Origin of the sequence: Marisediminitalea oceani (genome assembly GCF_003731635.1) — a bacterium.
GTDB classification, from domain to species: domain Bacteria; phylum Pseudomonadota; class Gammaproteobacteria; order Enterobacterales; family Alteromonadaceae; genus Alteromonas; species Alteromonas oceani.
Genome location: NZ_RCUA01000032.1, coordinates 55,695 through 69,890 on the forward strand (window position 1 = coordinate 55,695; position 14,196 = coordinate 69,890).

Consider the following 14,196-nt stretch of genomic DNA (forward strand, 5'->3'; position numbering starts at 1 on the left):
CCTACTCCCTCATTTTTCTCATCAGCTTGCTCAGCCACAATCTCTTTTGTTCTGGTAGTGTATCAGTTCCTAAAAGTTGTCGAAGTAGCTCTAAATACTGCACATCTAAATCCGAAAGCTCTTTACTACCAATATGGGTTACAAGCTCACTTAATAGTGCTTTGTCGGCTTCAAGCAAGTACTTGCCAACCTTGGTAAGATGGTCAGGATAAAGCTCCTGATGTATATAGCTAGCTCTGTTTTTTGCCTTTACATAATTGATAAGATTTTCATAGTTCTCGATAGGAGCCAAGGCCTGTAATGCCATTATTTTTTCAAGGCTTTGCTCCTTATAACACTGATATGTATTAGCCGGGAGCAAGCTGTAAGCTTGGGAATTACTCTTAAACCCCTGTAAGCATTGGTCGATTCTACGATCCAGGTCGCCGAGGTCAAACTTATTAACCCACCGCTTGAATTCGAGACATTCAAAACTGTAAGACGAGTTAATTTTTTCGCTCTGGGGGGTATAGCCTGTTGGCGGCTCTAAGTCGAGACAAGTTAATAAGTCAGTAATGATATCGGTACGGAAAACCGTTGAATCACCGTAGGCACGAAGATTAAAAGTGCATTCTGAATAAATGGAAATAGAGTCAATCAATTCGTCCAGGTAACTTTTGGGTAACTGGCTGCGATGTGGCAAGGGCAAAACCTGTCCGTTACGTTTTACTGACTGATTATACAAAGATTCAATAAGCTCAAAATCAGCACGAACATAGGCAATAAATTGAATGTTGTACTGTTCTCTATATTTTAAAAATTCTGGTATCTGGTAAAAGAAAAACTCAGAACTAAGTAAGAGGTTATTGCAACCAGTTTCATTGAACTCAGTTAACAGCTGTTGAAATTTAGCATGATTAAATTGCGTTCTCGTTGTTTGTGATAAACGCTCTAGAAACAAAGCTCTGTGGCCAGAGCTTACACTATTAGAATCAAGTTCATGTTGAGGGTAATATACACCTTGACTCCTCAACCATGAAGCATGTGTACTTAACCAAAACTGGATTACTGACGTGCCGGTCTTTGGTGGCCCAACGTGAATATATAATTTCTTATTCATTGGAATATTAACGAACTATTGATTGGTAAGAGCTGCATAGTTAAAGGTCTGTAGATGCTTACGCATATCAAACTCAAAAAACTTACCATCAAAATCTACAAAAGCACAAAGCTCACCTGGTAGTTCTTTCTTGTTGGCAGGGATAGCGGACAGATTACACGCTGCAACAAACCCGAGAGGCTCCCCCTTGACATTCAACATTTCATTCACATCATCTCTTACCTGCCGAGAAACAATCTCAAACCGTATCCTGGTTTTACTGTCTAACTTTAAGTAAATGTGGCTTACCGGTTTTGCGTGGCGGATTATTCCCCAGCCTGAAATGATAAGCTTATCTTGCTCAGTCTTGATATTGTCTATTGACCCATTAAACGTTTTCACTTGTTTTTTAAAGCCATCGCCTGCGTCACTAAACCCAAGCTTAGATGCTGTAACCGATACATCCTCTGCATAAGGCCAATTTTGGCCTAATTCTTTAAATTTGGTAATCAAAGAGGCGGAGTATATATGGTTTAAACAAATTTGATTTGCGATAAAACGCTCTTCGTCTTCAGTAAAATAGCGAACTAAATGAAAACCTTTTCCCCGATAAGTTCTGAGAGTTTCAATGTTTAAATCAGGAACACGTCCTCGTAGTTTCTCTTCGGCATGTAGGCGTGCTATTCGGTAGGGTTTATTATGAAAATGGATATGTACCAAACCAGTCCTTTTTTCCCGATCACTCTGAATCACCTTACCCCAGTGAAACCCTTGATCTAAAGACTTAATAGTGCCGCGGCGAAAGAAACATTTACGATAAGGCTGCTTATTAAACCAGTAAGGACTCACGGAAGAATTATAAAACTGGCTATCGATTAAAAGTGAACCCTCGGTTTCTGCATGCTTTTGCAACTCCAATTGCAAAGCGCCTTTATCACAGCTAATGACCCCCTCATTATCCAATGTTGCAAGAAATTCATCACAATCTAACAACATGTAATAATCGAATTCAGAAGTCTTATCTAGTTTTTTGATGAACTCACAAAAGATATCACCGCGATTTTCATAATCCTGTTTGCTGCTGTATTGCTGTATAATGTTACAACCAGATGCACCTGCCCATGACAATTGCTCTTTTGTATTAGTACTTTCGCTACCATTATCAAAAATGAATAGATTTTCATGCCCTACGAGGTAACTATGATAAGCAATCCACTTGCTTAGCAGTTCTTCCTCATTTTTTTGCATCATTAATATTGCTATTTTCATATAAGCTTTGTCTAAAGTTATTCACCAAAAAATGGATAACGCCCTAAATTACTAATTTGTGGACCCCACTTAAGAGTTTCATTCTCGGTGGGAACATCCAACAATCCCATTTTGTTAAAACCGGCTAGTTTCCATTTATCGATTGGATTCAATATGTGAATATTCTGTAACCCAAAATCACCGCAGATTTGTGCATCTGATCGCACATTATCACCCACATGAATATAATTTTTGGAGGTTTCAGCAAGAAGTCCTTTTATGTGTGACCACATCGTCCCGGCGTCTTTTCGCTTGCCTAAATCTGAGCTAACAAATAATCGATAAGGCACTGCAATGCCAATTTTACGCAACATGATTTCGACCTGTTGCTTGGTGTAATAAATGTCGGTGATAAACCAGATTTCCTTTCCTTCCTGGCTAAGTTGTTTCACGATTTCGACCATCTCATCCTTCGGAAGCGACATTTCAAGGTCGAAATAAAACTCTTTATTCATCCAATCTTCTGTAGTCTTGTTGGCAACATTAACGTCGCGAGCAAGCTGTGTATAAATTTCTGTAATACATACATCTTGTTGAAAGTGCTTAGTTTGTCGGCAGGTTAATTCAGCTTTATTACGAGCAGCAACAAAATCTTCAGGTGATTCAAATACATTTTCTTTGGTTAGTTCTTTACCCAAAAGATACTTTGCATAATCAGGTTCGTAGTATTTTCTTCTTAATACCGTGTCAAAAACATCAAACGAAATGATATCAAAGCCCGATAAATCGCCTAACAGCGATGACGCGGGTTTGTAATAGCTTGTTGCTATAGATGTTTTATCCTGGGTAAACCGTCCTAAGGGAGGATAATAGTAAAATTGTTGAAACCCCTGCTTCTCGGTCAGTGGCCCAAGAATCCGTTCTAATGCATGAAGCTTAGAGCCGTCATTTGGTAGTGGCTCTTCAGGAAAATCATCGTACTGGTACGTTTTCTCAAGCAAAGGCTTTAAGGCTGCTGGTCGAGCCCAAAACATACCACCGACAGGATAGGTTAAGAAATTATCGCTGATATCCACGCCCCATTCATCTACGAATTCCTTTGCAAATGGTTTATTACATGTCCAGTGATTTACCCATGCCGGCATCATCCAAAACGATGTCGGATAATACAATCCTAACTCTTTATGCTCATCAAACAAACGTAGCACCGATGATGTTACATGCTTGTCTCCTAAGAGGAATTGATTCTGATAATCAAACCATTGTGTTTGCTCACGACCACTGTAAAGCGACTTTTTCGAATGCAGATGACACATCAAATCATAAGCAAGGAGCTCTTTACCAAAGTGCACTAAAAATGGGCCAAAGTTACGGCCGCGATTTTCGCAGACAGCTACTTTAACTTTATTAACTTTAGTAATTTTATTGAAAGTCGCGGTTGCAGTCTCGGCAATCTCCTTCGTTGCAGCTGTAACGAACACATCTACACTGGTGGGAAATTTTTCTAAGCTACCGGCAAATCTGCCTACAAAATCAGCATAAAAGACATGTAGCACGATCGCTATTTTTTGCCCGCGCCAGCTTCCACTCTCTTTAGGGATAAGATTATCTTTCGGCGTCCATCGTGGTAGTGCTCTGGACCACGCGCGACCTTCGTTGCGGCCATGATACATATAATGAAGTAACGGTGAGATGCCCGCATGATAAACATCCACGTTACAGCGTAAATAAGTTTCAGTATCAAATTCCGGTGATGGATTCACATTTGCGTAAGAGGATTTCTTTATATAATCTTTAAACGCTAACCAGTTACTAGGAAATGAACCATAGTGCTCCTGATACCACTGTGGGTTAAACAGGCCTGATTTGATGGCAAGTTTATATGCCTTCGCTAAAGATGGGTAAGCTAGACCTTCTATTTTAGTTTGGAGTCCTCTGGCGAGATTTTTGATGTTTCTTTTCATTGTTATAAACCAAAAAATTGCATTGAATTGACGTTACCGAAACCAGAGATAGCATCGTCAAACTCAAACAATGGCCAGGTAGACTGAGGTAAGAGATTTCTTTTCGATACATACTGCGCATAAAGGAATTCAATCTCCTCTACGCTAAATTCTACGTTGTGCAGGTTGAAATGCGCAACAGCTTCCAGCGCGCCCTCAAAAACCAGGGATAGCTTTTCAAAGTGGTGCTGGGTGAAGTTACGTTTACCAAAAGACAACATAAAATCACCGTCTTTGAGAGGCGATTCTAAGATATCAATGAATTGTCCATCGGGCGAGGTAAACAACGACTCCATAAACATAGAGCGATCCAGCATTGTATAACCGCCCCCCATTTTCACTTTGTCTTTGAATACAAAATTCAGATTTGCCTTATATTCGCCAGCTGCTGTTTTACTACTATCGGTAGTAATGAAATAGAAGCCATTGGTGTCGCTTTTCAGCAGCATACTTAGTAATTTCTGAATTGTTCCTGAGTAACCAACATCTAAAAATATTGCTTGTTCGGCCGTTTCTTTTGTCAATTTCACTGAAGCTAAGTACTTTAAGTAAGCCTTCTTAGTCGGCTCCACTATGCTATGAATTTTCTCTAAGTTATTTGTAACTAACGTTTCGAGCTTTGGCATGTCAGCAGGCACAACGATTTCTTTATCGAGCTCATCTTCAGGAATTATTTGATTTACTTGTTCCAGTGTAAACCCGAATCTTGCCATAAAAAAATCGCGAATAGATCCTTCATAACCATGACCTAATGATAGGGGCCACGATTCTTGATCTGTAAGCATAATTCTAAATAGAAATGTGCGAGATGCGTATAGATAGTGCGTTTCCAACTGAGGGTTAATAACTTCTAACCCTTTTTGAAGGATATATCCCTCTCGTGCGAGACAATATACTCGTTTAGGGGCTCTATCGAGTGAGGCGAGCACTTTCGATAAATAAGTATGAAGAAGCGGGCCACAAAAATTGTACCCGAATTCCTTTAATGATGCTGACTCTACCATGCCTTGTGGATTTACTCTTTTAGTTGCTTGTAGCTGAAACGGTCGTTTCTGCGTAAACACGAATCCTAACATTTAGTATAGAGTTTGTCTTGAAACTCATTCCAATTTTAATCTTGAATTAACAGGAAAAATTTCAACAATAATGGCCTATGGCTACCGGTAATCTGAAACAAAAAACCCGCCAGCGGCGGGTTTTTTAATCGAACCGGTTAAGCGTGAGCTTAGCCGTTATCGAGTAATTGCTTACTCTTCAGTTGCTTCTACTGCTTCTTCTTCAGCTTCTACAACCGGGCGGTCAACTAACTCAACGTATGCCATAGGCGCGTTGTCGCCAGCACGGAAACCGCATTTTAAAATGCGAAGATAACCGCCTGGGCGAGTTTCGTAACGAGGACCAAGCTCGTTGAACAGTTTACCTACTACTTCTTTATCACCAGTGCGGGCCATTGCCAGACGACGGTTTGCAACGCTGTCTTGCTTAGCCAGAGTGATAAGAGGCTCAATTACGCGACGTAATTCTTTCGCTTTTGGTAACGTCGTTTTGATCACTTCGTGCTTGACCAAAGAACCGGCCATGTTTTTAAACATAGCTTGACGATGGCTGCTGTTGCGATTCAACTGACGACCACTCTTACGATGGCGCATAGTTTTATCCTTCTAAAAAATCAGTTTCTTTTAAACCTGATTAATCTTTTTCAGCGATGCTCTCAGGCGGCCAGTTTTCCAGGCGCATGCCCAGAGAAAGTCCACGTGAAGCGAGAACATCTTTGATCTCAGTTAGCGATTTCTTACCTAAGTTAGGAGTTTTAAGTAACTCAACTTCGGTACGCTGAACCAGGTCACCAATATACTGGATAGCTTCTGCTTTCAGACAGTTAGCAGAACGTACTGTTAATTCCAGGTCATCAACCGGACGCAGCAGAATAGGATCGAACTCTGGTTTCTCTTCTTTCTGCACTGGCTCAGAGATATCACGCAGTTCAACAAACGCATCCAGCTGTTCAGCCAGGATGGTTGCGCTACGACGGATGGCTTCTTCAGGATCTAAAGTACCATTCGTTTCCATATCAATGATCAGTTTGTCCAGGTCGGTACGCTGTTCAACACGCGCAGACTCTACGGTGTAAGCAATACGCTCTACTGGGCTGTATGATGCATCTACTAATAAACGACCAATTGGACGATCATCTTCTTCAGAGGAACGACGAGTTGACGCTGGAACGTAACCACGACCCATCTCTACTTTAATACGCATGCTGATTTCAGCTTCGCCGGTTAAAGTACAAACTACGTGCTCAGGGTTTACGATTTCTACGTCACCATCATGCTGGATGTCACCAGCTACAACAGGGCCAGCGCCAGATTTCACCAGAGTCAGAGTCGCTTCGTTTTTGCCTTCTAAGCGTACCGCCAAACCTTTAAGGTTCAACAAGATCTCGATTACATCTTCTTGAACACCTTCTTTGGTGCTGTACTCGTGAAGGACGCCGTCGATCTCAACTTCAGTTACCGCACATCCAGGCATGGATGACAGTAAGATGCGACGTAAGGCGTTACCTAAAGTGTGGCCAAAACCACGCTCCAGGGGTTCCAAAGTTACTTTGGCACGAGTAGGAGAAACGTTTTCGATCTCAACTAATCTCGGTTTAAGGAATTCAGTCACAGAACCCACAATGCTTCCTCTTTAGTTAGCTTTACTTAGAGTAAAGTTCGACGATCAACTGTTCGTTAATTTCGGCAGACAAGTCAGTTCTTTCAGGAACACGCTTGAACGTACCTTCCATTTTGTTGCTGTCTACTTCAATCCAGGTTGGCTTCTCACGCTGTTCAGCCAGTTCCAAAGCAGCCGCGATACGCGCTTGCTTTTTAGCTTTTTCACGAACAGAAACCACGTCTTCGGCAGTAACGTTAAACGATGGAATGTTTACCACTTTACCATTTACTAAAATGGCTTTGTGGCTAACCAGCTGACGTGCTTCTGCACGAGTGCTGGCAAATCCCATACGATAAACTACGTTATCAAGACGCTGCTCAAGAAGTTGCAACAGGTTTTCACCGGTGTTGCCTTTCAGACGAGCGGCTTCTTTGTAGTAGTTACGGAATTGCTTTTCTAAAATGCCGTACATACGACGGACTTTTTGCTTTTCACGCAGCTGCACACCGTAGTCAGACAGACGACCACGACGGGCACCATGTTGACCAGGCGCAGTTTCGATTTTACATTTAGAATCGATTGCGCGAACGCCGCTTTTCAGGAACAGGTCAGTTCCTTCACGACGGCTAAGCTTGAGTTTTGGACCCAAATATCTTGCCATGTTCTTTCTCCAACTGTCCGTCGATTAAACGCGACGTTTTTTCGGTGGACGACAACCGTTGTGAGGAATAGGCGTCACATCGGTAATGTTTGTGATCTTGTAACCTGTAGCGTTCAGGGCACGGATCGCAGACTCACGGCCTGGACCTGGACCTTTAACGAAAACTTCAAGGTTTTTCAGACCGTATTCTTGCGCGGCTACGCCGGCACGCTCAGCAGCTACCTGTGCAGCAAATGGGGTAGATTTACGTGAACCACGGAAACCTGAACCACCAGAAGTTGCCCATGCAAGTGCGTTGCCTGAACGATCTGTGATAGTCACAATTGTGTTATTGAAAGACGCATGGATATGAGCCATACCGTCTGCAACCTGACGTTTAGCGCGCTTACGCGTGCTACGAGCTGGTGCTTTTGCCATAACTTATACTCCCCGTTTACTTCTTAATTGGCTTACGAGGACCTTTACGGGTACGCGCATTAGTTTTAGTGCGCTGACCACGTAGAGGCAAGCTACGACGGTGGCGAATACCACGGAAGCAACCCAGGTCCATCAAACGTTTGATGCTCATAGAAACTTCACGACGTAAGTCACCTTCTACAGTGAATAACGCCACTTGTTCACGAAGCTTCTCGATTGTAGCTTCATCAAGCTCTTTGATTTTTGTATCTTCTGCAACACCAGCGCCTGCACAAATGCTTTTCGCACGTGTAGGACCAACGCCGAAGATTGCCTGAAGGGCGATCACAGCGTGCTTGTGCTCAGGAATGTTAATGCCAGCGATACGGGCCATTAACAGCACTCCTCTTAATTATAGTCGACGGCCTAAAAAGCCCGATAGGATACTTACCCGTCGAACAAATTGCAAATAAAAGGTGATTAATTCATCTGCGCCGAAAGCAGAACCTGATGTCAGGTTCTGCTTACAGTTTTTAACAAATCATTCACCGCGTTAGATTAGCCTTGACGCTGCTTATGCTTAGGGTCAGAGCTACAAATCACACGCACAACACCGTTGCGCTTGATGATTTTGCAGTTACGGCAAATCTTCTTTACTGATGCACGAACTTTCATTACATCACTCCGTAGTAGGCTTATCTTAGCGGCCGTAGCCTTTAAGATTCGCTTTCTTCAGAACAGACTCATACTGACTGGACATCAGATGGGTCTGCACCTGTGCCATAAAGTCCATGATAACAACTACGATAATCAACAGTGACGTTCCACCGAAGTAGAAAGGCACGTTCCACGCAATCAACATGAACTCGGGCACTAAACAAATAAAGGTTATATACATTGCGCCAGCAAGTGTCAGGCGAGTCATTACCTTATCGATATAACGTGAGGTTTGTTCACCCGGGCGGATGCCTGGGATGAATGCACCGGATTTCTTCAGGTTGTCTGCTGTATCACGCGGGTTAAATACCAGCGCAGTATAGAAGAAGCAGAAGAAGATAATCGCTACTGCATATAACATCACGTACAACGGCTGACCAGGCGACAGCAATAACGCCACGTCCTGTAACCATGCCATTGATTCATTTTGTCCAAACCAGCCCGCAATGGTACCAGGGAACAGAATGATACTGGAAGCAAAGATTGGTGGGATAACCCCGGCCATGTTTACTTTAAGTGGTAAGTGTGTGCTCTGCGCAGCATAAACCTTACGGCCTTGCTGACGTTTTGCATAGTTTACCACAATACGACGCTGGGCGCGTTCTACAAACACTACCAGGTACGTTAAGCCTACTACAATGGCGCCAATCAACAGCAGCAACAACATATTGATGTCGCCCTGTCTTGCTTGTTCCGCGGTCTGACCTATCGCTGTTGGCAGACCGGCAACAATACCAGCAAATATCAAAATAGAGATACCGTTACCGATACCTCGCTCGGTAATTTGCTCACCCAGCCACATCAGGAACATTGTCCCGGTGACCAAGCTTACTACCGCTGTAAAGTAAAATCCGAAGCCAGGATTAATCACCAAACCACTAATCAGGTTAGGCAGGCCGGTAGCAATACCGATAGACTGGAACGTTGCCAGTACCAGCGTTAAATAACGCGTATACTGACTAATTTTACGTCTGCCTGCTTCACCTTCTTTTTTCAACTCAACCATTGGCGGATGCACAACAGAGAGCAGCTGCATAATAATTGATGCAGTAATGTAAGGCATAATCCCCAAAGCCAGAACTGATGCACGCTCAAGCGCACCACCGGAGAACATGTTAAACATTTCTACGATAGTACCTTTTTGTTGCTCGAACAGTTGCGACAGTACTGCAGCATCGATACCAGGAATAGGCACATATGAACCCAACCGGAATACTACAATCGCACCAAGTACGAACAACAACCTTGCTTTAAGCTCACTCAAGCCGCTTTTTGCGCCCGAATCCAATCCTGGTTTCGCCATTTAGCTTATTCCTCTACTTTACCGCCAGCAGCTTCAATCGCCTCTTTGGCACCTTTAGTAACCTTCAACCCGCTAACAGTAACAGCGCGTGATACTTCGCCGCTCTTAAGCACTTTAACGAACAGTACGTCTTTCTTAACCAGACCAGCTGCTTTTAAAGTGTCTACAGTTACTGTGTCGCCTTCGACCTTAGCGATTTCAGTCAGTGTAACCTGATCGGATACAAAGCTCTTACGAGAAGTGAAACCGAATTTAGGCAGACGGCGCTGAATAGGCATCTGACCACCTTCGAAGCCTGGCTTGATAGAACCGCCTGAACGGCTGGTTTGGCCTTTATGACCACGACCACCAGTTTTACCAAGACCAGAACCGATACCACGACCGACACGCTTAGCGCTTGTCTTTGATCCTTCGGCAGGAGAAATTGTGTTTAAACGCATGTCTTACTCCTCCACGATCTCAACCATGTAATATACACGGTTGATCATGCCACGAACGGCTGGGGTATCTTCGAGTTCACGAACATGGTTGATTTTACGCAGGCCTAAACCTTTAAGCGTCGCTTTGTGCTTTGGCAGACGGCCAATCGCACTTTTAGTTTGCTTTACTTTAATCGTTGCCATGTCTGATTACCCCAAAATTTCTTCTACAGACAATCCACGTTTAGCAGCGATACCGGCTGGCGAGTTCATCTCGGTCAGCGCGTTAACGGTTGCACGAACAACGTTGATTGGGTTTGTAGAGCCGTAACATTTTGAAAGTACGTTCTGCACACCAGCCACTTCAAGTACTGCACGCATTGCACCGCCGGCGATGATACCGGTACCTTCTGATGCAGGCTGCATGTAAACTTTAGAGCCAGAGTGACGACCTTTAATAGGGTGCTGCAGCGTGTGACCGTTCAGGTCAACGTTAACCATGTTGCGACGGGCTTTTTCCATCGCTTTTTGGATAGCGGCTGGCACTTCACGTGCTTTACCGTAACCAAAACCAACACGGCCATTGCCGTCACCAACTACTGTCAATGCAGTGAAGCTGAAAATACGACCACCTTTAACCACTTTAGATACGCGGTTAACGGCAATCAATTTTTCAAGCATTTCACCTGTTTGAACTTCTTGTTTAGCCATTATTAACTCCTAGAACTGAAGGCCAGCTTCGCGAGCTGCATCAGCTAATGCTTTAACGCGACCGTGGTATTTGAAACCGCTACGATCGAAAGCAACATCTTTGATGCCTTTTTCGATAGCGCGTTCTGCGATTGCTTTACCTACTAAAGCCGCTGCTTCAGCGTTGCCAGTTGATTTCAGATCTTTAGCCAGATCTTTTTCAACCGTAGAAGCCGCCGCCAATACTTCAGCACCGCTAGGAGCGATTAACTGAGCATAGATGTGGCGAGGTGTACGGTTAATCACCAGGCGATGCGCGGCCAGTTCACGAATTTTAGCGCGTGCGCGAGTTGCGCGACGCAAGCGTGCTGCTTTCTTATCCATCGTATCACCCACCTACTTTTTCTTAGCTTCTTTACGACGTACATGTTCGTCTGCATAACGAACACCTTTACCTTTGTAAGGCTCTGGTGGACGGTACGCGCGAATGTTCGCCGCAACCTGACCAACTACCTGCTTATCGGCGCCTTTAACGACGATTTCAGTTTGGGTCGGAGTTTCAACTGTAATACCTGCTGGCATTTCGTATGCTACAGGGTGAGAGAAACCCAGAGTCAGGTTCAGTTTGTTACCTTGTGCCTGCGCACGGTAACCAACACCTAACAGCTGCAGTTTTTTCTCAAAACCTTGCGTTACACCAACAACCATTGAATTTAACAGAGCGCGAACAGTACCAGCCTGAGCCCAGCCATCAGGGAAACCTTCACGAGGTAACGCCTTAACCTGGTTCTCTTCCTGTACTACTTCAACTGCGTCGTTAAATACGCGGGTCAATGTACCGTTTTTACCTTTGATTGTGACTTCTTGACCTGAGATTGAGATCTCTACGCCAGAGGCGAGGTCAACAGGGGCCTTTGCTACACGTGACATTTCAACTCCTCCGTTACGCTACATAACCGATGATCTCACCGCCCATGCCTGCTTTACGCGCAGCACGGTCAGTCATCACACCTTTAGAAGTTGACACGATAGCAACACCTAAACCACCCATTACTTTTGGCAGCTCATCTTTTTTCTTATAGATGCGCAGACCAGGACGGCTTACACGTTCAATAGTGTCGATTACTTGCTTGCCTTCGAAGTACTTAAGGGTAACTTCTAAAACAGGCTTAACGTCACCAGATACAGCGAAGTCTGTGATATAACCTTCAGCTTTAAGAACGCCAGCAATTGCTACACGTTGCTTAGAAGAAGGCATAAGTACAGAAACTTTCTGTGCCATCTGGCCGTTACGGATGCGGGTAAACATATCCGCGATAGGATCTTGCATGCTCATATCAGCTACTCCTTACCAGCTGGCTTTTTTCAGGCCAGGGACTTCACCGCGCATCGCCGCTTCACGCAGCTTGATACGGCTCAGACCGAACTTACGTAGGAAACCATGTGGACGACCAGTAACACGGCAGCGGTTTTGCTGACGAGACTTGGCGCTGTCACGTGGTAATTGTTGCAGCTTCAATACAGCATCCCAACGCTCTTCTTCAGAGGCGTTAACATCGCTGATAATCGCTTTAAGCGCAGCACGTTTTTCAGCATACTTAGCAACAAGCTTTGCACGCTTTACTTCACGAGCCTTCATTGATTCTTTTGCCATAACCCTACACCTTATTTTCTGAATGGGAAGTTGAACGCACTAAGTAATGCGCGCGCTTCTTCGTCAGTGCCAGCACTGGTAGTGATGGTGATATCCATACCACGAACCTTATCTACCTTATCGAAATCGATTTCAGGGAAGATAATTTGCTCGCGTACACCCATGCTGTAGTTACCACGTCCGTCGAACGACTTAGCGTTCAGACCACGGAAGTCACGGATACGTGGAATTGCAATCGAAATTAAGCGCTCTAAGAATTCCCACATGCGCTCGCCGCGCAGGGTTACTTTACAGCCAATCGGATAACCTTCACGGATTTTAAAACCCGCTACTGATTTACGTGCAACTGTAACAATTGGCTTCTGGCCAGCGATAGCAGTCATATCTGCTGTCGCGTGCTCAAGAACTTTCTTGTCAGCAACTGCTTCACCTAAACCCATGTTTAGAGTGATTTTTTCAATCCGAGGGACTTGCATGACGCTTTTGTATCCGAACTGCTTCGCAAGTTCAGCTACTACTGTTTCTTTATAGAAATCATGCAGTTTCGCCATCGTACTCTCCAATAAATTAAACGAGTTCGCCGTTAGACTTAAAGAAACGAACTTTCTTACCGTCTTCTGTACGGAAACCAACGCGATCAGCTTTACCCGTTGCCGGGTTAACTACCGCAACATTAGAAACGTGAATGGATGCTTCTTTCTCAACAATACCGCCAGCTTCACCCAGTTGAGGGTTAGGCTTTTGGTGTTTCTTGACAAGATTTACACCTTCAACGACTACACGGTCATCAGAATTAAGAACACGCACGACTTTGCCTTGCTTGCCTTTATCTTTACCCGCTAATACGACTACTTCATCATCACGACGAATTTTATTAGCCATTATCGTGACTCCTTATAGTACCTCTGGGGCCAGTGAGATGATCTTCATGAAGTTATCACTTCTCAGCTCACGGGTTACCGGTCCAAAGATACGCGTACCAATTGGTTGCTTGTTTGCATTAAGCAAAACAGCCGCATTACTATCGAAACGGATGGTTGAACCATCTGCACGACGAATGCCTTTTCTAGTACGCACCACCACTGCGTTCAGAACGTCACCTTTTTTTACTTTACCGCGAGGAATTGCTTCCTTAACAGTAACTTTGATGATGTCACCGATACCTGCATAACGGCGATGCGAGCCACCAAGAACCTTAATACACTGAACCCTGCGAGCGCCGCTGTTGTCGGCAACATCCAGGTTAGTTTGCATTTGGATCATGATTAATGCTCCGCTGTTAATTATGACTCTCTCGAGTCTCCGATTGTGCTAAAAACGATCATATTGACCATTTTTAAACCATACCCCGCTAAAAAGGGCGCGAAAT

At 44.2% G+C, this 14,196-nt stretch carries 21 protein-coding genes; all 21 read right to left on the minus strand.

Going from position 1 to position 14,196, the window contains the following annotated elements; genetic code table 11:
* Position 1: 1 nt before the first annotated feature.
* On the minus strand, positions 2–1,099 hold the full coding sequence (locus tag D9T21_RS09655) for a globin family protein (RefSeq protein ID WP_123324761.1): 1,098 nt from the start codon (positions 1,097–1,099) through the stop codon (positions 2–4).
* 15 nt (positions 1,100–1,114) lie between these two features.
* Positions 1,115–2,347 (minus strand): glycosyltransferase family 2 protein, encoded by a 1,233-nt coding sequence (locus tag D9T21_RS09660; RefSeq protein WP_123324762.1) that lies wholly within the window; start codon positions 2,345–2,347, stop codon positions 1,115–1,117.
* A 17-nt stretch (positions 2,348–2,364) separates the two neighbouring features.
* Entirely contained in the window at positions 2,365–4,290 is a 1,926-nt protein-coding gene (locus D9T21_RS09665) for a rhamnan synthesis F family protein (RefSeq protein ID WP_123324763.1), read from the minus strand.
* 2 nt (positions 4,291–4,292) lie between these two features.
* The gene (locus tag D9T21_RS09670) at positions 4,293–5,333 is read right to left on the minus strand and encodes an HAD family hydrolase (protein WP_206427257.1); all 1,041 of its coding nucleotides are present in this window, start codon (positions 5,331–5,333) and stop codon (positions 4,293–4,295) included.
* Between the two features lie 243 nt (positions 5,334–5,576).
* Positions 5,577–5,978, minus strand: coding sequence for a 50S ribosomal protein L17 (rplQ, locus tag D9T21_RS09675; RefSeq protein WP_070176332.1), 402 nt, complete (start codon positions 5,976–5,978; stop codon positions 5,577–5,579).
* Positions 5,979–6,018: 40 nt separating this feature from the next.
* Positions 6,019–7,008, minus strand: coding sequence for a DNA-directed RNA polymerase subunit alpha (locus D9T21_RS09680; protein ID WP_123324765.1), 990 nt, complete (start codon positions 7,006–7,008; stop codon positions 6,019–6,021).
* A gap of 19 nt (positions 7,009–7,027) precedes the next feature.
* Complete coding sequence (rpsD, locus tag D9T21_RS09685) at positions 7,028–7,648, minus strand: 30S ribosomal protein S4 (RefSeq protein WP_070176334.1); 621 nt, start codon at positions 7,646–7,648, stop codon at positions 7,028–7,030.
* A gap of 24 nt (positions 7,649–7,672) precedes the next feature.
* Positions 7,673–8,065 (minus strand): 30S ribosomal protein S11, encoded by a 393-nt coding sequence (rpsK, locus tag D9T21_RS09690; protein WP_012519215.1) that lies wholly within the window; start codon positions 8,063–8,065, stop codon positions 7,673–7,675.
* Positions 8,066–8,081: 16 nt separating this feature from the next.
* Positions 8,082–8,438, minus strand: a complete 357-nt coding sequence (gene rpsM / locus D9T21_RS09695) for a 30S ribosomal protein S13 (protein WP_070176335.1) — start codon at positions 8,436–8,438, stop codon at positions 8,082–8,084.
* Between the two features lie 164 nt (positions 8,439–8,602).
* Complete coding sequence (gene rpmJ / locus D9T21_RS09700; RefSeq protein ID WP_073325329.1) at positions 8,603–8,719, minus strand: 50S ribosomal protein L36; 117 nt, start codon at positions 8,717–8,719, stop codon at positions 8,603–8,605.
* Positions 8,720–8,744: 25 nt separating this feature from the next.
* Entirely contained in the window at positions 8,745–10,064 is a 1,320-nt protein-coding gene (secY, locus tag D9T21_RS09705) for a preprotein translocase subunit SecY (RefSeq protein ID WP_123324766.1), read from the minus strand.
* Positions 10,065–10,069: 5 nt separating this feature from the next.
* The gene (gene rplO / locus D9T21_RS09710; RefSeq protein ID WP_105934293.1) at positions 10,070–10,504 is read right to left on the minus strand and encodes a 50S ribosomal protein L15; all 435 of its coding nucleotides are present in this window, start codon (positions 10,502–10,504) and stop codon (positions 10,070–10,072) included.
* Positions 10,505–10,507: 3 nt separating this feature from the next.
* Positions 10,508–10,687, minus strand: a complete 180-nt coding sequence (gene rpmD, locus D9T21_RS09715; RefSeq protein ID WP_014950907.1) for a 50S ribosomal protein L30 — start codon at positions 10,685–10,687, stop codon at positions 10,508–10,510.
* A 6-nt stretch (positions 10,688–10,693) separates the two neighbouring features.
* Entirely contained in the window at positions 10,694–11,194 is a 501-nt protein-coding gene (gene rpsE, locus D9T21_RS09720; RefSeq protein WP_123324767.1) for a 30S ribosomal protein S5, read from the minus strand.
* A 9-nt stretch (positions 11,195–11,203) separates the two neighbouring features.
* On the minus strand, positions 11,204–11,557 hold the full coding sequence (gene rplR, locus D9T21_RS09725) for a 50S ribosomal protein L18 (protein ID WP_123324942.1): 354 nt from the start codon (positions 11,555–11,557) through the stop codon (positions 11,204–11,206).
* A 12-nt stretch (positions 11,558–11,569) separates the two neighbouring features.
* Positions 11,570–12,103: a 50S ribosomal protein L6 gene (gene rplF / locus D9T21_RS09730; protein ID WP_123324768.1), complete on the minus strand. Its 534-nt coding sequence runs from the start codon at positions 12,101–12,103 to the stop codon at positions 11,570–11,572.
* A gap of 13 nt (positions 12,104–12,116) precedes the next feature.
* Positions 12,117–12,509, minus strand: coding sequence for a 30S ribosomal protein S8 (gene rpsH / locus D9T21_RS09735; RefSeq protein ID WP_105934289.1), 393 nt, complete (start codon positions 12,507–12,509; stop codon positions 12,117–12,119).
* Between the two features lie 12 nt (positions 12,510–12,521).
* Positions 12,522–12,827, minus strand: a complete 306-nt coding sequence (gene rpsN, locus D9T21_RS09740; RefSeq protein ID WP_070125769.1) for a 30S ribosomal protein S14 — start codon at positions 12,825–12,827, stop codon at positions 12,522–12,524.
* A gap of 11 nt (positions 12,828–12,838) precedes the next feature.
* Positions 12,839–13,378: a 50S ribosomal protein L5 gene (gene rplE / locus D9T21_RS09745; RefSeq protein ID WP_105934288.1), complete on the minus strand. Its 540-nt coding sequence runs from the start codon at positions 13,376–13,378 to the stop codon at positions 12,839–12,841.
* 16 nt (positions 13,379–13,394) lie between these two features.
* The gene (rplX, locus tag D9T21_RS09750; RefSeq protein ID WP_105934287.1) at positions 13,395–13,709 is read right to left on the minus strand and encodes a 50S ribosomal protein L24; all 315 of its coding nucleotides are present in this window, start codon (positions 13,707–13,709) and stop codon (positions 13,395–13,397) included.
* Between the two features lie 12 nt (positions 13,710–13,721).
* A complete protein-coding gene (gene rplN, locus D9T21_RS09755) occupies positions 13,722–14,090 on the minus strand; it encodes a 50S ribosomal protein L14 (protein WP_105934286.1) in 369 nt (122 codons plus the stop codon).
* Between the last annotated feature and the right edge of the window lie 106 nt (positions 14,091–14,196).